15 protein-coding genes are annotated in these 18,916 nt (G+C 36.4%); 7 read left to right on the forward strand and 8 right to left on the reverse strand.

Annotated elements, in window-relative coordinates; translation table 11 throughout:
* The first annotated feature begins 177 nt into the window (after nucleotides 1-177).
* The 3 genes from NYP54_RS11570 to NYP54_RS11580 are packed head-to-tail and all read left to right on the forward strand — an operon-like array spanning nucleotide 178 to nucleotide 1,568.
* Nucleotides 178-396, forward strand: a complete 219-nt coding sequence (locus NYP54_RS11570) for a hypothetical protein (RefSeq protein ID WP_283157589.1) — start codon at nucleotides 178-180, stop codon at nucleotides 394-396.
* A 4-nt stretch (nucleotides 397-400) separates the two neighbouring features.
* Nucleotides 401-589: a hypothetical protein gene (locus NYP54_RS11575; protein WP_283157590.1), complete on the forward strand. Its 189-nt coding sequence runs from the start codon at nucleotides 401-403 to the stop codon at nucleotides 587-589.
* On the forward strand, nucleotides 582-1,568 hold the full coding sequence (locus NYP54_RS11580) for a zincin-like metallopeptidase domain-containing protein (protein WP_283157591.1): 987 nt from the start codon (nucleotides 582-584) through the stop codon (nucleotides 1,566-1,568). The genes NYP54_RS11575 and NYP54_RS11580 overlap by 8 nt, the downstream gene beginning before the upstream one ends.
* A gap of 55 nt (nucleotides 1,569-1,623) precedes the next feature.
* On the opposite strand, the gene NYP54_RS11585 is transcribed toward NYP54_RS11580, so the two are convergent.
* Nucleotides 1,624-1,899: a hypothetical protein gene (locus NYP54_RS11585; RefSeq protein WP_283157592.1), complete on the reverse strand. Its 276-nt coding sequence runs from the start codon at nucleotides 1,897-1,899 to the stop codon at nucleotides 1,624-1,626.
* Nucleotides 1,900-2,028: 129 nt separating this feature from the next.
* Here NYP54_RS11585 and NYP54_RS11590 point away from each other — a divergent pair, with 129 nt between their 5' ends.
* From NYP54_RS11590 to NYP54_RS11605, 4 genes are all read left to right on the forward strand, one after another.
* Complete coding sequence (locus tag NYP54_RS11590; RefSeq protein ID WP_283157593.1) at nucleotides 2,029-2,355, forward strand: type II toxin-antitoxin system RelE/ParE family toxin; 327 nt, start codon at nucleotides 2,029-2,031, stop codon at nucleotides 2,353-2,355.
* Nucleotides 2,352-2,648 (forward strand): hypothetical protein, encoded by a 297-nt coding sequence (locus tag NYP54_RS11595; protein WP_283157594.1) that lies wholly within the window; start codon nucleotides 2,352-2,354, stop codon nucleotides 2,646-2,648. The genes NYP54_RS11590 and NYP54_RS11595 overlap by 4 nt, the downstream gene beginning before the upstream one ends.
* Nucleotides 2,649-3,522: 874 nt before the next feature.
* Nucleotides 3,523-3,915: a hypothetical protein gene (locus tag NYP54_RS11600; RefSeq protein WP_283157595.1), complete on the forward strand. Its 393-nt coding sequence runs from the start codon at nucleotides 3,523-3,525 to the stop codon at nucleotides 3,913-3,915.
* Nucleotides 3,908-4,303 carry a hypothetical protein gene (locus NYP54_RS11605; RefSeq protein WP_283157596.1) on the forward strand — a complete coding sequence of 132 codons (396 nt, stop codon included), beginning with the start codon at nucleotides 3,908-3,910 and terminating at the stop codon, nucleotides 4,301-4,303. The genes NYP54_RS11600 and NYP54_RS11605 overlap by 8 nt, the downstream gene beginning before the upstream one ends.
* 66 nt (nucleotides 4,304-4,369) lie before the next feature.
* Here NYP54_RS11605 and mobF read toward each other — a convergent pair whose 3' ends face one another.
* The 7 genes from mobF to ssb all read right to left on the reverse strand — a co-directional run bounded on the left by mobF (nucleotide 4,370) and on the right by ssb (nucleotide 18,858).
* A complete protein-coding gene (mobF, locus tag NYP54_RS11610; RefSeq protein WP_283157597.1) occupies nucleotides 4,370-11,494 on the reverse strand; it encodes a MobF family relaxase in 7,125 nt (2,374 codons plus the stop codon).
* A 200-nt stretch (nucleotides 11,495-11,694) separates the two neighbouring features.
* Nucleotides 11,695-13,734 (reverse strand): type IV conjugative transfer system coupling protein TraD, encoded by a 2,040-nt coding sequence (traD, locus tag NYP54_RS11615; RefSeq protein WP_283157598.1) that lies wholly within the window; start codon nucleotides 13,732-13,734, stop codon nucleotides 11,695-11,697.
* A gap of 960 nt (nucleotides 13,735-14,694) precedes the next feature.
* Nucleotides 14,695-15,108 (reverse strand): hypothetical protein, encoded by a 414-nt coding sequence (locus NYP54_RS11620; RefSeq protein ID WP_283157599.1) that lies wholly within the window; start codon nucleotides 15,106-15,108, stop codon nucleotides 14,695-14,697.
* 809 nt (nucleotides 15,109-15,917) lie between these two features.
* Entirely contained in the window at nucleotides 15,918-16,886 is a 969-nt protein-coding gene (locus tag NYP54_RS11625; protein WP_283157600.1) for an Rpn family recombination-promoting nuclease/putative transposase, read from the reverse strand.
* A gap of 4 nt (nucleotides 16,887-16,890) precedes the next feature.
* Nucleotides 16,891-17,841, reverse strand: a complete 951-nt coding sequence (locus NYP54_RS11630; RefSeq protein ID WP_283157601.1) for a hypothetical protein — start codon at nucleotides 17,839-17,841, stop codon at nucleotides 16,891-16,893.
* A gap of 34 nt (nucleotides 17,842-17,875) precedes the next feature.
* Entirely contained in the window at nucleotides 17,876-18,193 is a 318-nt protein-coding gene (locus tag NYP54_RS11635) for an HU family DNA-binding protein (RefSeq protein ID WP_283157602.1), read from the reverse strand.
* Between the two features lie 218 nt (nucleotides 18,194-18,411).
* The gene (gene ssb, locus NYP54_RS11640; RefSeq protein ID WP_283157603.1) at nucleotides 18,412-18,858 is read right to left on the reverse strand and encodes a single-stranded DNA-binding protein; all 447 of its coding nucleotides are present in this window, start codon (nucleotides 18,856-18,858) and stop codon (nucleotides 18,412-18,414) included.
* Nucleotides 18,859-18,916: the final 58 nt, after the last annotated feature.

An 18,916-nucleotide genomic window follows, 5' to 3' on the forward strand; every position in this document is an offset into this window, starting at 1 on the left:
TATCAATGAGTCAATCACTACGTGATTGACAGCCTAGTTTTAATTTCTTTTTTAACAAGCCCGAAATACCTGTCAAGGGTAAATGGCACGCTACGCGCCCTTGACAGGCATTTCTAAATGGCTTGTTGCAAAAAGGTTGTGAATACACACAAACCTAAAATTAAAGGAGTTAGAACAATGAGAAGCTTAATAACCAATCAACCTGACAATGACGCATGGTTTGAATTTTTTAACTATGTACGCGCGGTTGAGAAAGACCAAGCCTCACCTGCCAATAAAAAGACACCAAAGCGCTTACAAGAAATAAAAGGAATAAAAAAAATAAAAAGCAACCATGAGCAAGCGGTGCATGTGGTCAATGCAGTGTTAGCGATTAATCACGTTAAAAGAGGGTAAAGCGATGCGTATTTTGAACAGTAACTTAGATTTAGCGGTTGATGAAATATATGCCAATACGTCATTTAATGATGATCTGTATGAGGAAGATTTAGCAGGGGATATTGCGCAAAATATTTGCCCTCTATGTGGTGGGTTGAATTGTAAAGCATTATTTGATGGTAAAGATTGCGGAGGGGTTAATCATGACTAAGCAAAAGACCATAAAAAATAAACAGAATAGACAAAAGGCACACAATAAAGAGAATAAACAAAGTAAACAAAGTAAACAAACCTACAACGACTTTGTAAACGAAATTACCCAAAGCATTAAAGAGATTATTCAAAATGGCGGTGCCACTTGGAAAGATGTTTTTCATCGTGAGGGTTGCGCGAAATTGCCAGTAAATGCGAAAGGCAATCTCTACAGTGGTGTTAATGTACTAAATCTTTACATGGCACAATTCAAAAACAATTACAAATCTAATCAATGGTTGACGTTCAAACAAATCAAAGCGTTAAATGGCAGCGTCAACAAAGGCGAAAAATCAAGCCGTGTTTTTTTCTTCACTAGCTACGATAAGGAAAAAGTAGCCAAAGAGGATTTTAACACTGGCGACAGAGTCATCAAAAAAGGTGATACTTACGACACAAGAATATTATGTCCGAAATATTATTCCGTGTTTAATTTGTCGCAAACGACTTTAGCCGAGACAGAAAACGCTGTTGTTTTTGATGATGATTTGCAATCTGTTATTGATGCTCAAGATGTTGAGATTATTACACATGACCAAGGGCAAGCGTATTACATGCCAAGCTTGGATATTATTAAAATGCCATCCTCAAAATATTTTGACAGTGAAGAGAATTACAAAGCGGTTTTATTGCATGAGCTAGCACACAGCACCATGCACAAAAAGAGATTAAACCGCAGTGTAGATTTAAGTTGCAAATTAAGTTACGCCAAAGAGGAATTAGTCGCTGAGTTATCCAGTGCGATGTTAAGCGCCCACTTTGGTATCAAAACTGATTTACAAAATCATGCAAGCTATATTGATAGTTGGCTTAGAAATTTGACTGATGAGGATTTTAACGAAGCAGTAAGGCAAAGTACCAAAGTTTTAAATTATTTACTTGGTGCGAATTTAAAGGCGGTTGGTGAAGATAATAACAACACAGAAAAGGTTGCCTAATAAAATAAAAAAGAGTGTTCATAAAACGGTGTAAAATAAAAAAATACTGGAGCTTTTAAGCTCCTTCTTGAACTAGTTGCTCGCTGTTATTTTCAGTTAATTTTTTCTGGTGAGTGTTTTTATTTTCTTTCAGATACTTTTTAAACTCTCGATCACCATCAAAAACAAGTTGCAACGCTTGATCAATTAAAAAATCTAAATCTTTTTCACCATTAAGGGAATTATTCCAGTCTAAATATTCAATAGCTTTTAGGTAAGTATCTTCTGTCACTTTAACTTTTTTAGGTAAGGCTGTGTAAGTTGGTGACTTTGGTTTTTCGATCATAGGCATTTTTGGAGTTCCTTTTTTTATTTGGTTAAGAAAATTATTGCGGTTAGTAATATATAAAAATAGTTGCAGCTTGACAATATGCCCATTTTAGGGTACAATGGAAAAATACAATCATAAGTTAAGTTTAACGTGTACGAATTAATTTTACTTAAAGACGCTGAGGACTGGCTTTTTAGTTTGCCACTAGATCAGCAAAACGAAATGCTTATTTTGATTCGTATGCTTAGAAAGTTAGGCTATGAATTACAAAAACCATTTACAAAGTCATTAACTGGAACAAAAGAAAAAATAAAAGAGTTACGTTGTAGACGTTTTGGCAATCGGCTTTATTACATGCACCACAACAATAAAATTTATGTTGGGTTGCTAGGTGGTAATAAAGATACTCAAAAGCAAGATATTAAAAAAGCAGACAAGCAGGCTAGAAAGATTAAAAAAGGTGAGGTGGACTTATGAGAAGCATAGACCAGATAATGCAAGAGAGGCTAACAGAAAAGCAAATAAATAGCATAAATAAAGAAGCAGACAAACGCATTGATGAATATCTACTATTGAAACAATCAATTGCTAGTGAGTTAAATAATTATATTGAAATCAATCACTTAACTTTTAATGACGTTAAAAAAGGATTGGACACAAGCACATCACAAACGCAAAGAATTTTAAAAGGTGAATCTGGTTTCACATTAGAAACATTAATTAAAGTTGGTCGCTTCCTTGGCAAAAGTCCACGCATTATTTTTGAGTAGACTATTTTAAAATTAATCAAGAAAAATATTTTTATTTATTTTCATCTTTAGTTTTAATTTTGTCTTAGACAAATCTAAAAATAAAATCTTAAAATTTCTCGCAAAAAATCTAAAGCTTTTTTTCAATTACTCACGCAAAAAAATATGAAATAATTTTCAAAATATTTTTTTAGAAAAAATTGCCAAGCTTGTCTTGGTTTTTATTTTTTGCTTTTCCTTTTTATTCTCACGTGTTTTTTTTAAAATATTTTCATGTATTCATAGTCATTTTTAGCAAAGTCTTTGCCATTGCTTTTATATTGCCTTTTGTGATGATGTTAAATGTCCATTCAATCGCCATAGGTTCGTCTCTGTATAAATAGTAACCTAAATTATAACCCGCTAATTTGACTATATATTAACCTACTGTCAACAGTCACTCCCTCCCCCTTAGCAAGCAGACACAGTACGCACTGTTAGTGCATCGTGTTCTTGTTGCGGTTAAGAGTGTCGTCAATCTCAGTATTTATAAGCGTTTCAGTGAAATAAAATTATTCAAAATAAAGCGAAAAAATTTATTTTTCAAACTTTCACTTTCTAATCAAACAAAACCCAATACAGAATGCCAGTTAAAACAATGGTAAAAAGCAGTACAGCCTTTATTTATATGTGTTATGGCAATTTGACATACAAATGACATAATATATAGACATACGTTTGACTGCTTTTAATAGACGACAAATAATGTCTATTATTTTATTATAGACATCAAAAAGACACCCATTCATAGTTTTAAAATATGTTTAAGCATACATATTATGTCATAGACATTATACGTATGTCATTGTATACTATGACAAAGACGACAAATGACATGCGCAAAAAAGGGTGAAAAATGCACAGAATAACTTTAAGACTCCCTGAAGAACTTGCAAAAAAAATTGAAGATTACGCAAGTGAAAGCAAATCAATACCGACAAAACAACATGCATATAGATTATTTCTTGAGCAAGGTGTTGATGCGGTGATGAATAATGCAAACAAAGGGCAAGAAAGATTGGCAGAAATTTCAGCGACATTAGCACTTGAAAATAGACACTACTTAAGACAGTTATATCGCATATTATTTGATGCTAGAAAATCTAAATTTGAAGCGCCTGAAAGTGAATTTGAATCGGTAAGAATGGCAATGAAAGAGCTAATAAGTTCTGTTTTAGCGAATGAAAAAGATGAAAAAAATGAAAAACAAGGGATTTCAGAACAAAAAGACGGTGAAAATAATGCCTAAGATGATACCCAAAGAAATACGAATTGATGAAAAAAAGCTAATAAATATCCGTGAATTAATGGTTGCTTATGGAGAAACGAACGAGTCCTACTTTATTCGTGATTTGATTGATATAGGTTATGCCGTTAAAAAAGCACAGCTTAATGCGTCAGATGAAGAGGAAGTGGAAAACTGGCAAGCAGTCTATCAGGATGCTGCCAAGAAAATGATTGAATGCCATCATTTGATTAGACAAGCGTTTGCTTTTACCTATAATGCTAAATTGTCTAAACATGAAGGCTATGGTGTTGAACTGAAGGAAAACAAGAGAGAATCAGACGAGTATATCGCTGACCTTTTAAGTGGTAAAATTGATGTTGAAAAATTAAAAGGGGCAAAGGGAAAATAGGCAACTGTCAGGTTGGGTTTAAACTTCTATAATTAGTGCAATTTACCCTAATTTTTTTGATATAAATCACTTAGTCAACTGATCCTTTATGATCTGTTTTTTTGTCACATTAGGCACAATATCAACGTCCTGTTGCTTGTATTTTTCCCATTTTTCCGTGATATTTTCTTGTGATTTCATTGATTGTGCGACTGAATCAATCTCTTTTTGACTGATTGATAAGTTATCTTTATGCAGTACATCAATATGTTTCTTGATTGATGATATATCTATATCGTGTGATTTATTGACATATTTAATCACATTGTCAATGTCATGGTGTTTTAAATCACCTTGCGATACCATCTTATCAATCAATGATTTTATGTTTTTATCATGCGTTAATAAGTCTTGATATACAGGATTAAGTTTATCAAAAATTGCCTGAACACCTTGATCTTTAAGTGTGTCATTGTAGTCGGTTTTTTTATTATCAATCATATTGGGAAATACCACCTTAACCTGTTTCCCCGCTTTTTCAAATAACTGTATGGCTTTGACTAAGGCAGAGTCTTTGATTAATGCTTTCCCATCATTATCAGCACAGATAAGGATATTATCTTTGAGCGTATCAGGATGGATATTCGCAAAGTTCTCATTACCACCTGCTGCTAAAATATGCACGTCTTTAAAAGCTTGCTTGATAGATAAAGCTGTTACAACACCCTCAGCTAAAAAGCTAATATTATTTGATTGCTCATTTCCTTTGCTAATCAAAACAGCACTGCCATTTTTCGTGCCATAACTTCTTTTACCCACTTTAAGATGAGACATTTTCTTGCCAGTACCACGCTCAAGGTAAATAGATTCAATTCCTGTCAGCTCGCCTTTTTCATTTTTGAACTGAACGACTAAAGCCGGCTGATATTTACCTGTGACTTCATTTGAATAAACACTGGCATTGTATCTAACATCGGCACCTTGATAATCCTTAATGCCTCGATGCTGTGTTAAGTATTTTTCTGCTAAGGTGCCTTTAACTGGGTGTGATTTATTCCAAACTTTAACCGCACGTTCAAACGATTGTTTTTTGCGCTCATCATAAGGAATATCCTTGCTTAACGCTTCATGGTTTTTTGTTTCTTTAATATCATACGCTTCTGGCATAGCCACCATTCTTGCGCCCTCAGCCACAGCGTCAGCGTAGTTTAATCCTTTCTCTCGCATGATGAGTGAAACTAGGTCGCCACGATCATTATTGTTTGACCAATCTTTATAATAACCACGATATTTACCTGTTAACGTTACTTTCAATGAAGCACTATCTTGACCAAAGGCAAGCACTGTATTATTAGAACGCCCCTTGTTTTCTTCACCTAACAGCCATCTTGCGACATCTTCTGTTCGTTTTTTTAATTCTACTGAGACCTCAGCTCCATATTTACGAATATCAAAGCGCCCTTGTGTGTCACAGTATTTAGGGTCATACACCTTTTCAGCAAAGACAGTATTGGCATAGTTATTTGAATGGTCATTTTGGGCTTTAGCCTTATTATTTTTTACCTTACCTGTTTTTTCATATTGATTGATGACGTTTTGATTATTTTGATTATTTTGATTATCAGCTTTATGCTTACTTTTTATTGTATTTACTGTATTTATTGTACCATTCTTAGCACTTTTAGCTTTATCCTCGCTATGTTTAACCGCATAATACTTTGAAGCAGAGACATCAAAATCATCTTTTAACTCTGCCATATACTGATCATAATCTTTCATATCAGACGCATTATGAGTTGGCATTGCTTGCGTATAGCGGTCATACTCCTGCAATGAATCATCAACCTGTTGCTGATCATTATTTTTTTCTTGCAGTGTCGCTACTTGATGTTGAGCATAACTATCCTGTTTTTGCTCGGCTTTTTCCTTTTGATAGCGATCAAAATGCTCAGTTAAAGTGACTTCACCTGTCACGGCATGAATGGCAATTTTATTATTATTATTAAAGTCATTTTTAACACGCTTTAACAATGCCTCACGATCATCGGTAAACATTTTTATATGACGTACCCCTCTTGTGATGGTCACATAAAGCGAACGCATATTAGCTAAAGGAGAGGTGGATTTTTGAGCAGTAACCACTAAATTTTTATCACTCCCTTGTGATGCCATTGTCGTTATATTCAGCGCATAATCCCAATGCAGTGTTGCCAGATTATTTTTATCTAATACAATCTTTTGATTGTCTTTTTCCTCATTGACTAAGGTAACAAAACCTTTATCTTGGTCAATTGACTCAACACGCATCTTGTCCTTAGCGTAAATACCCTTGTCTTTATCGGTTCTCGTCATAATCAACTTTTCATTGACAGCAACCTCATTTTGTTTAACTTCAAACAAACCATTAAAGCGATGATTTGCTTTCGCAGGGGCAAAGTGTGTAATTTTGCGAGTGTTTAAGTTTTCTAATTCGAGCAAATTATTATCACAATCCACCTTATTGATATTGTAATAGTTCCTTTGCCCTTTTTGTAAAACCATACCAACCGCATAGCTGGCAATGGCTTTCATCTTTTCACTTTCGATATTAAGATTTTTAAGGCGATTAATGACCATATTTTGCTTTTCATCTTTGGCAATAACACCGTTTTCTTTGTCATGCTCCCTTACCATGGCAGTGATATATTCACGCTCCCTGTGTGCATCAAGCACAGTTAAGGTATTTGCGCGACATTCAGCTGTGCGATTGCCTAGCTCGTTAGCTGTATCCTCACGCATTTTTTCAATTTTCATTGATTGATAAGCATACTTTACTTTATTGGCAAACTTATCATCACCCAGTGCTTTTATATCCCCACCATCAATGAGCATATTAATTGCTTTAGCAACTTTAATTTCCTCTTCGTTTTTAGGGTTGAGTTGGCTTATATCGATTTTATGTGGTACAGATTCCACAATATTTAATTTAAGTTCGGGGGTTTTAAATTCAGTGTTCGGGCGATATTTCACTTCATCATGTGATTGTTGTTGATCTAAAAACTGTAATGCCAGTTCAGGGTTTTTCTTAGCAACAGCATAAACTGCTTTTAAATACTTGCCGTCTTGTTGACGTTGCACCTCATTCATCACTGCCACATCGATCTTGTCAGATAACACCAGTAATTTAAAAGGCGCACCCGCACCTAAAGATTCCAACTGCTTAATGTCACCAATAAAAACCGCACGTGCATTATGCTTTTCAACAATCCGCATAAAGTCAGCAAAGTCTTTATTAGAGACCATCGATGACTCATCAAGCAAAAATACTTTGTTTTCAAGTTCGCTTTTAGGTTTGTTTTGATGATTACTTGTAAACACAGTGGTGCTATTGTGCTTTTCATCAAAGGCTTTAAGCTCACTTAATACATCTTTAGACCGCTGAAAAATCAGTGATTGTGCTGTTTGCGAGGTGATGTTTTTATCACTTAATGACTTAACCGCATCATGTGTAGGAGCCAGACCAATAAACTCAACTTTATCTGTATTACTGCCATGATTTACAATCTCATCAACATGCTGAATAATATTTTGTGCCTGTTGCAACATCGTTGATTTACCAGTCCCTGCATAACCTTGTACGGCAACAAAACGATCTTGTGTATTAGTAATCAATTTAACCGCAGCAATTTGCCCTTTGGTTAGTGATCTACCTTGCGTTATCTCACCACCAAGATTATCAAGATAACGTTGGGTTTGCTCAACACTGGCTAAGGGAGATACTTGCTTTTTGCCATTCTCACACGATGCAATAATCGATCTTTCAAGGGCAATGGCTTCTTTAGTCGTCCATACGAGCGTATCTTTTGATGCAATAATCTCACCATCACTGAATTTCTGATTTAATACTTCCTGAACATCACCAAAATCAATCGTTTCTTGATACTCATTCACACAATGTGCTACAGCATCTTTGACTAAATCAGTATGCTCAAATGCCGCCTGCCTGTCAGATAAAACCGCAATGACATGTTCAACCGACTTGGTGACGTTATCCTTGCTCATTTCAATATTTAATACGGTTAATGCTTGGCTTAAATCATGGATTAATTGTTTATTTGTTGCTGCATTAACGTATTGCGTTATCGGTTTGACGGTCGTATCTAAATGTGCCTGAATAATCGCAGTTATCACAGATGGTTGCACCTTAGCCTGCTGTATGCGGTTACGTGCTTTTTCCAGATCATCAGTAATTAATTCAACGCTGCCTGTGGCTTTTGCCATTAACTCACTGGCAACTTCTTTACTTAACGCATATTGTTTAAAACTGGCAATAATTGCCTTATCTTCATGATGTGATACATAATCTAATGTGCGGGCATAATCATATTGTAGCGTTGATTTCTCTAACTCACTTTGCTTAACCTTGATCACCTCACCTTGTCGATCAATTAAGCTGATCTCTTGATTTTGACGATCAAAATCATGCACAACATAGCTGAGCCCTTTTTTTAAACGATCTGCTTTTGATTGCGTAATCATTAACTTTTCTCCCTTAATAATTTCCATAGGGGTTGTGGTGATTAAGGAGAAGGGATTGCTATTAGTTAAAGGATTAAAAGCGCTTTCTTTAGTTTCTTTACTTGCTTTATCACCACTAAAAAACTGTTCAATCGAATCTATCAGCGGATGTTGAATTTTAGCCGTTTTCACTTCATTGTTGCGGGCATCAATTCCTGTCACACTATAGGACATCATCCCTTGCCCTTTGACAAAAAAATCAATCCGTTCAACGTGCGCGTAGTTTTTTGCAACCTTTGCCTGTTCAGGGGTTAGGTAAACACGCTTTTCCATGTTCAGTGTCAATATATCGTCAGCTTGCAATCGATGGTGTGTTTTAACAGATTCACGCACCACGTCATTTAATGCGCTGACTTCTTTTTTAGTTGCTGCGACAATTAACGTGTTAGCTTTCTCTGCTACGGTTAATCCGTTGTAGGTATTGACGACTTTATGAATACGCGCCTGATCACGATCTAGGTTATTGGATTGGTTTGCATAATTTTCATGATGCTTAGTTTCATCAACTGTTTGAATATTTAAAGAAGCTTTTGCTTTTTCCTGATAGTGCCAGTTAAATTGCTTAATTCCACCAGTGGTTAACGTTTCCGTAATATTGCCGTTGGCTTTTTGCACACCATTTCTATTTAAAAAGATAATCTTAGCCTTGCCCTTTTGCGTTATTTCTAACAACTTCTTAGCATCTTCAACCGATAGCTTTTCAGCTTGATCAACCACGATAATGTCACGCTGAGACAAGCGGTTACTTTGGCTATTTTGACTATGATTACTTTTCGCATCGTTAGTATGGCGATAAGTAAACCCGCCCAGTGTTTCAATATATTCATGATCTTTATTAAACAAAAAGGTGTTCTTTACCCAGTCAAATAAACTTTCGGTTTTCCGTATCGGTTGTTGGGTATTTCTCGCTAAATCGGCAACGTGATAATGATTCGGTGCTAATACCTTGATACGCTTGTTTTCCTCTTGGGCGCAATGGATTAACGCATTAATCGCTTCTTTAGCCGAACCTTGCATATGAATCATATTGGCTTGTTTGGTGCTTGCCATAACACCCATAATCGCTTGCACATTATCTTTCATAATCGGCAAGGTGCTTATGGCTCCCAGTCCAAGATTAACCTTGGCACCCTTAACCTGATTGCTAAGCAATTCATGAACAGACAACTCCTGTTGTTTTTGTTGTTCAGTGGTTAAGGTTTCATGGGCTTTATCTAAAGGGATAATCTCACCTGATTGTATCTTTTCATCAATAGCAGCTTTCAATTCAGCAATCGTCATTGCCTGATCAATCGCAAAGTCATCAAGGGCTTTATTTAAAACATCTTGATAACGCATCCGTGTTTGAAAACGCGCCATATGTGACACCGTTAGCTCAACAACCGCAGTGGCAACATCGCCTTGGTTGATCATGCTGAGGTAATCAGCATTAGTTTTAACAATTTGATTTTTTTGATTTGTTTGACGCTCCCCTGTTGTTTGACTCATGCCGTCTTTTACTTGGTGTGATTTATCAGTAGTAGTACCTAATGATTGCTCTGGCAATACCTCGCTATGAGTATGTTGTTTGTTTTTATATTCTTGTGCCTGTTGATTCTTTTGATTAGCCTTTGCCTCATTCATCACCTGAGAACGTGCCAAGACTTCTTTATATAACCCCACCCCATCAAATGCCGCTTTACGATCTTGCCATAGACTATGCAAATATGATTTTTCAATATACGCTTTACTTTTGCGCGTATACTGCGCGATTTTATCAATCGTATTGGCATCGGTAACACCAAGGGCAAAAGCTTTCTCAATAATTGCTTGCCTGCGCGTTGAAAAACTATCTAAGAACGTTTGCGGAATATCGGAAATGTTAAATTGACCATTGCCTGTCGCATGTGTTTTGTAACCACATAAACGAACACGTTTATTTAAACTGGCTTGATAGAGTTTACCCAAATAAATATTGAGCTTTTTATCGTAAAAATCATCAATATTGATCGCCCTTAACTTTCCCTCATCGTCCATTGCCATATTAATGGCTAACGTATGGGTATGTATTTGCGGGTCAAGATTACGAGAGACCTTGTGCGTTTCCATCGCATAAAGTATTTGATCTGTTTTAACACGCATTAACTCGCCTGTGGCTTTATCGCGAATACGCATAACAGGAACCAGTCGCGCAAATTCAGTCATGGCATCTTTAACCGCAGCTTGATGTTCTTTCATTAAACGATAATCACCAAATAACAGTGCCATGGCTGATACCGACTTAGGCGCACTAAACACAATATCATGCCCTGCACAACGAACACTATTGGCTTGACCACCTTTAGCAGCACCTCGTTGTACGGTTTGCCCCATTAAGTGACCCTCTAACACTTGCGCCAGTTGTTCTGAGGTGACTTCTTTGCCTAACAGCCCTGCTTTTTCAGCCAATGCCCCGCCCCATTCAGATAAGCTGCGATCTTTATTGTTTTCAGCAATCACATAATCACCATAGTCATTTTTAATACTCGATGCATCAATGCCGAGCCTTTGTGCTTCCTCTTTCGTCATCAACTCGACATCTTTAACATCAAGATGCTTTTCTTCCTCTTTGTAATAGTTGGCAATATTCATGGATTGAGCCATGCTTGATGTACTCATTTTTTTAGCTTTAAGCATAAATTTCCCCTAATTAATCTTTATAAAATCAATAAATCTGTGGTGGTTTCAAATGTGAAAAAGGTTGAAAAATTTGAAAAAACAAACGCCTAATACAGGTAAAACGCTGTTAAATAAATAAAAAAATAAACAATATATGGCGCAAAAGTAACGTAAAAAAGTGTAAGAAATCTATTGCTTAGATTAACAATAGCTTCCCCCTAGATTTCTTTTTCACTTACCTTGTAACGATTGGCTTTAACAGCTACATGATGTTTATTGAGTTTTTTTTGCATGATTTCTTCATTGTGCTCATTGTTTTCATCATCATTTTTTGTAAGCACATCATCGGTCATGCTATTGTTTCTATCGTCAATTTTTGATTCTGTCTGCGCTGTGCTAGGATTTGTATTGTTATTTGCTTTATGACTCCCCGCTACCGTCATAACCTCCGTGGTCACGGCATGAAAGTTTAGCCCCTGATCATGATATGCTTCTGTCTTTTTAAGTTGCACCTCAATGGCAGTATTGGCAATGATTTTTCTCTCAACAAAACCGTCACTGCGATGGACATCTTTTTTAGATAACGATAATTTCATCTTAACACGCGGTACATTAGCAGGTAATTTGATATACACTTCAAGATCATTCATATTTTGAATTTCAGTATAACTGACCACACGTTTAGTCCGCCTGCTTGGGTTAATGGAAATACCATCACGAACCGACTCAGCTCCATAGGAATTAGACTCTAAACGTTCAATCACCTCACACTCGCCTAACTCTTTTGATATTTCATCGGCAATCTCAGCTGAGGGTGAACGTAAAAAAACTTGCGTTGATAATAAATCAAAAATGGCTTGTGCCTCATCACGCCCATAGGTTGCTCTGAGTTGGGCTTTATTCTGTATGCCAAGTACACAGCTTAACCCATAGTTACGTCCTGTGGCTAAGGTGTCAGTCAGAGAAGTTAAGCGGTTTAATTTCATCAACTCATCAAGGATTAACCAGATTCTACGTTGATGTGATCGCTCCAGTGACTTAACATGAGTGGTCAATAAACCAATCCATAATGAAATCAGTGAACGTATTGCCTGTATGTCCTTATCACGAATGACCACAAACACACAGGCACCTTTGGCATTTTTATGCTCATTCATTACCCATTCACGGAATGAAAATGACGGTCGATCTTTATCTTGTGGTAGAAAGCGTAGTGCTTTCACATGATTGGTGATGATCGCGCGAATGGTCAATGCGGTTTTGGCGATATCACCATCCACTAATTGTTCTGCGGGCGTACCTTTTAACACATCCTGTAAAACTTCTAAACGTAAATTCAGGCAATGTTGCAACAACGATTCATACGATGTCTGTCCTCGTTTTTTCATCTCTTGCATTAGGCTTGATAATAAGTTGCGGGCGGATTGTACCCAAAACTTATCTTTATCGGCTTCTTCAGGAATTAATGCTGCCGCAAAGTTATCAAAATCAATTGACTCAACACACTCGTCCCATGCATTCCAGTTAGGGCAACGTGCATCAAATGGGTTTAAGATAATATCACCTCTGGATGGGTCATAAAAGGATTGAGCATAGGCACCACCATCATCTAAAATAACTGCTCGATGATGGCGTGGACGAATCTGACGCAATAAATCTTTAATAATAACCGTTTTACCTGTACCTGTTGTGCCATGTAATACGATGTGTTTGACTTCTGAATCATACACTAAATGCTGTATCCCTAGGGTGAAAGAAGATAATCTATTTTCAGTTTTCAATATTTTATTGACGACTTTTGGGGATTCAACACGTGCCCCTCTGACTAACTCTTCTCCGCTGTATTTTGCTTTGGTTCTTCTGACCAGTAAAAAAGCTAAGCATAAAAACAACGCGGTTAAACTGTAAAATGGCATCATAAATGCCCAATACAGTTTATGATTTACATTATCTCTCTGTTGAGTAAAGTAAGGGTCTGTCAAAATCTTAGCGCGCTTATAGGGCGCAATGACTTCATGTCCAGTATGATCAATGATTAAAACATTCAACATATTATTTGTCCACTTTGAGGTCATCCGAGCAATGTAGTGCGCTTTCCATGCAGATAGTTCATATTCATTGCTAGTATAATAGGCAAGACCACAAAAACTGATCGCCATAATCAGAAAATAAGCAATGAGAACATTCCTGAACACTTGCTTAAACATGCGCCAGTTATGAAAAAATATCTGCCCACTACGTGTAAATAATTTAAACATAAAATAAATAGCTCCTTTATTGAGTGTTAATAAATACATTGATGTTGATTGGCTTGTGACACCTAATTTTGGAGTCAAATTTGTTTTTTATGGGAAAGTTTTTTAGGGATTTATCAAAAATCAGACTCGTGAGGCTAGTAATGTCAAGGGATACAGCCTTATGCCGCATTTACGCAGGAATCTTGATAGTAACCTAAAAACTTTATGGCATTAAGTTGCACTTACGCTTTTACCCTCTATACTTAGCATCATTAGCCAAGATGCTTATTCGTCCCTCCCTCAATAATTAAGCGTCTTGGCTAAATCCTTTAGACCTTTTTGTTTTTTATCTATCTTGATTTGCAGTCATACAGAATGATTACTCATCATGAAGCACAAATTTTTGCTGTACCCTTTACTGTATATGACGTTAAGCGAGGTTATTTTTTCAAAACAGGGAAAAATGGAGGGCTTTGCAGGGAACCTATAGCCTAGTCGGAATACGTCAGTAAACCGGTCATAGTGATTTAAAAATTGCCCTATAGCCCATACTCCATAAGCGATAGCTAAGGTGCTGTTTAAAACATGATCTTGCATTCTTGGCACTTCTTCTACAGAGATGTAATTGAATCAATCAGATAATCACTAGGCGATCAGTTTTTATAAAGTGAATAGACACAAAAGCTATATAAAATATAGTGTTAAAGCAATTTTGGAGAAAAAGTAGTGCTAGCTGGAAAAACAGCCTTGTGGCGGCTCAGCGAAGAGAACTTACTTAGCACTAACGACAATTACACTGTTATTGATAGCAATAAATAATATCCAACAAAGCTATATAATATATGGCTTAGCGTTGGTTTAAACTACCTTTGATTATCGTTGATTTTGTCAGTTGTGGCACCTCAGCGAAGAACTCTTAATAGCAACTTAGCCGATTTGTCCAAGATTTTTAGTTAGCTAAAAATGTCAGGTCAGAACAACCTAAGCCACGTGCTCACGCTGAAAAGGATTACAAAAAGTCTGCTTTTCTCGTGTCGCTAAGTTATGATGTGTCACTTGATGGCGTGGCAATGCCATATCATTGTAGTTTTCGATCTCAATGATTACAGCATGATCAATGATCAGTTCTGTTTTGCGGTTGTCTAAACAGTAATTGATCATGAACCTTGCTTTTCTGGCATATCTGCCATCATCAAAATAAAAGTACACCGCTGAATACAAATCATCGTCTATGTGATGATGAATGGCGACAACATACTTGCTATCGTCTGGCTCAAATAAGGTCACGTCTTTGTAGGCTTCAATATTTTCAAGGTGCATTGGCAGTATGAGTTTACTGCCTTGAAGCTTTATTTTATCGTGAATATCACGTCGTATATTTAATTTTAGTTTCACGCAAGCGCACTCCCTCTAACTTAACTGAATATTATTTTTTTGATATCCGATTACGACCAAATATGCGTTTAGCAAAATCTTTACGTTTTTCGGGGTATAACGCGGGCGTTTTTTTCCTTAAATTTTCAAAATAAGCCTATAAATCCATTTTTTTAGCAATTTTGATCAAAATTTCAGCTTCCATATTTGAGCGCTGTTTAATTATCTCTAATATGCCAATGCAATTGTTCAAAATCAATAAAAAACACCGTTAAATCGAACGTATTGGCGTTTTTTTGGTTTTTGCTGTTATTTTTGACTGTATTTAAAGCAGATTAACTTAAATTGCACTGAGTAAAAAACGATCCCCATTTTTGGGGGTTCTTCCAGACAGGCTGTAAATGATAAAGAAATTCCTTAGCGTACGTTTTCGTTCCATTGGACTTCAAACTCCATAACTTAATATAACTTTACATGGTATTATCGAGCATATTATATACGAAAACTGATAGGGTGGTCTGTAAAAGCACGTAGCTTAACACAGGGTATTTAAAAAAATTGACACTTTTCACCCTTTAGCACGACAGCTTTTTAAGGTTACATTTCATACCAAAGTGGGACTTTTGGGCTGAATCTTTATTGCCGAATTTATTTCAAAGTTAAGGTTTAGTTTGCCTTAACATAGGTTTGTAAAAAATTTTCAAATGCTTTTAAATAAGGCTTTGCGGTCAATTTTCCAGAAATTATTTACGAATTATCTCTTGTCAAACGATACGCATTTTTGACTAAAGTTTAACCCGAAGTGGGAGTTTTGTCCCAAATTTTTAAGCCTAGTGTTTAGTCTTAGTGCTAATTTCTTTTTTGAGCTTAAGGACAGTATCAAGGTCAAGATTAGTCGCTTGTGCAATTTGCTCATTAGACAATAAACCCATGCCTAATAAGTTACGTGCAGTATCTTGCGCCTTTAAAATCGCACCTTGTTGCATACCTTGTTGCATACCTTGTTGCATACCTTGTTGTTCTGCCTGTTGTTCTCGCCTTTGTAAGTAATTCATAAACTCACCACCTGTATTATCATTAATGACACCGATTAATTTATCTATCGCTTCACTGTCAACATCATCGCGACTTTCTATATAAGAGAATACTTGATTTAGCAGATTATTGCCAGATTTTATGAAATAAATCGCTTGATGTGGGTACTGTAACAGCCACTCTATCAACTTATCTGCTAAGTTAGCGCGACTGTGTTTGAGCATATATTCAAAGACTAAATTAGCATCAAATTTGCCTAAGTCATCATCACTCATGATCGTTAAGTCAAGCAAATTAAATGACTTGAACATATATTCTTGGGCTATTTCTTTGTCCTCGAAGCAGTCCATCAAATCGGTCGAGTAAGGATAAGGTGACTCTTTACCGTGGTAAATTACGCTTGATAAAACAATAGGTAACTTTTCATAACCCTGTTGCAAATGCTGTTGCATGATCTGAACCACATACAACAACAGCCTAAATGCCATTAACTCATCACTGCTTGATTGATGTTCAAAAAGGGCGTAAACATAGGCATCTTTGCCGTTCAGCTTAGTCATATAAAGCACATCACCGACTACTTTACGTAAGTTGTGTTGTATAAACTCAGTCGGAACGTGCTGTAAATTTTTTAAATCAAGCTTGCTTACCAACTCCTTTGAGTAGATTTGTTTCAGTAATGCTTTTGCCTTACTTTTTTCGGCTAAGTTGGCTTTAAAAAAGACATCATGCGCTGTCGGTAGTGGTTTCGTTTGCTCAGTCATCGACTTAATGAACCGTAATATGACTTAAGGCACCACCACGCAAACAAAGTCCATATATCTTACGGACACATTGCAGCACATTTTCATCAATCGCTGATTGCGCATTATGTAATTGTGCCAAATAAGGTTGAGACAGACTTAATGCGGATTTACCCGCAGCAGCTTTGGGGTCAACAGGAACACCGCCACCACTTGTCATCACATATTTGCCCATTGTTAATAATGAGCAAATAAAAAACATACCCTCTTTACGTGAACGATTGAGTGCTTTATCAATTAATAAGCTTTCTTTCTGGGTAATCATATCTGTAACTCTAATACCGCCATGTGCTAAATTCTCATCTAATCGCAATATAGCAAACCGCGCCTGTTCAAGTGCTGTAACAACCTGTCTGTTGTTTTGATTAACCGCATCAGGGTGAGTTTCTCTCCAGTTAATAATCACACGTTTATTTTTTATTGTCCGATACAAGGTAATATAGTCATAGAAAAAATTCATTTCAGCTTGATTACGAATGACCACTTTATCAATGTAGGGGTCAAAATTACCCAACTCTTTGGCAGCTTCCGTGTCATAATCGATCATAATATCAACGACTTCATCATGATAAGCAGATAAAATCTCTCGCTGTTTCATATATTCATTAGACAAACGCTGTAACTCAACATCTGTCGGAATGGTAAGACATTCCTTAGCTTGACAGTGAATTAAACCATCAATATAAGCTTGGTCGTAAGTATTTAAATCATCTGGGTTTAAGTGACCAATATCAGCATTTAACGTGTCACGCTTACGCATAATAAAATCTGAGCCAATCACCTGATCATGTCCCGCTAACATCAAATCAAGTGCGCTTGAAAACTCGAAAAGATCATTCCCTTTATTCCTTTTGTTGCGATTGCTTCCACTGCTTTTATGGCTCGTATGGCTTTTACTTCGTTTCTTTGTCTTCACGCTTCACGTCCTTAATCACAACAACTTTATGATATTATTGATTAACATTCACTGCATCTTTTAAGTTTTTACCCGCACTGAATCTAGGTATTTTAGATGCTTTAATCTTTAACTTTTCGCCTGTTTTTGGATTACGACCCTCTCGCGCTGCTCGTTCGCCCACACTAAACTTGCCAAAGCCAATAAAGTTTACCGAATCACCGTTTTTGACAATATCAGTGACCGCTTCAATAAATGCGTCAACTGATCTGTTAGCATTGTCCTTGGTTGCGTCCATTTTTTCTGCTACTAATGCGACAAATTCGTCTTTTTTATAGGTTTTAAATTCTTGCTTCTCTTGTTTCTTGCTCATAATACACTTCGGATTAGCTAAGTTAATACATAATAACAGTAACGATCAATGCTGTTTAAATCAAGATTTCATTGTTACAACGGCAAATTATTAGCATCGAACGCATCATGTGTTATTGCTTTTTGATCACTACTCGGTGATTTTGACTGTGCATTACCATCAGAGAATTGGTTATCTTTTTGCTTTGCATCATCCTTTAATGTTGTTGTTACGGTGGTTTAATTAGTTTGATTACTTTCTTCTGACTTTTGTTGGACAGGGTGATTCGATGGTATTGCCATATCGTTTTGTGCATAACTTTCAACTGGTGGGTTATGGTTATTTGACTGACCACCCATCAACTGAATCTGATTGGCAACAATTTCGGTGGTATAGCGATCTTGACCCATTTGATCTTGCCATTTATTCGTGCGTATTCTGCCCTCAACAAATAACTGACTCCCTTTGTGAGTATATTGCTGAATAGTTTCAGCTTGCTTGCCAAATACAACCACCCTGTGCCATTCTGTCACATCGATATATTGCCCTGTTTGATTATCCTTATAACCACTATTCGTTGCTAAACTGATATTAGCAACAGCATTACCATTAGGCATATGGCGAATGTCTGGCTCATTGCCCAAACTCCCAATTAAAATGACTTTGTTGACCGTGCCTTTTGACATAATTTTTCCTTATTTTTAAATTCATCATGTAACCAATTAAAGGATTGATGATATTAAT

This window comes from Cysteiniphilum sp. QT6929 (assembly GCF_030035755.1).
Lineage (GTDB): Bacteria > Pseudomonadota > Gammaproteobacteria > Francisellales > Francisellaceae > Caedibacter > Caedibacter litoralis.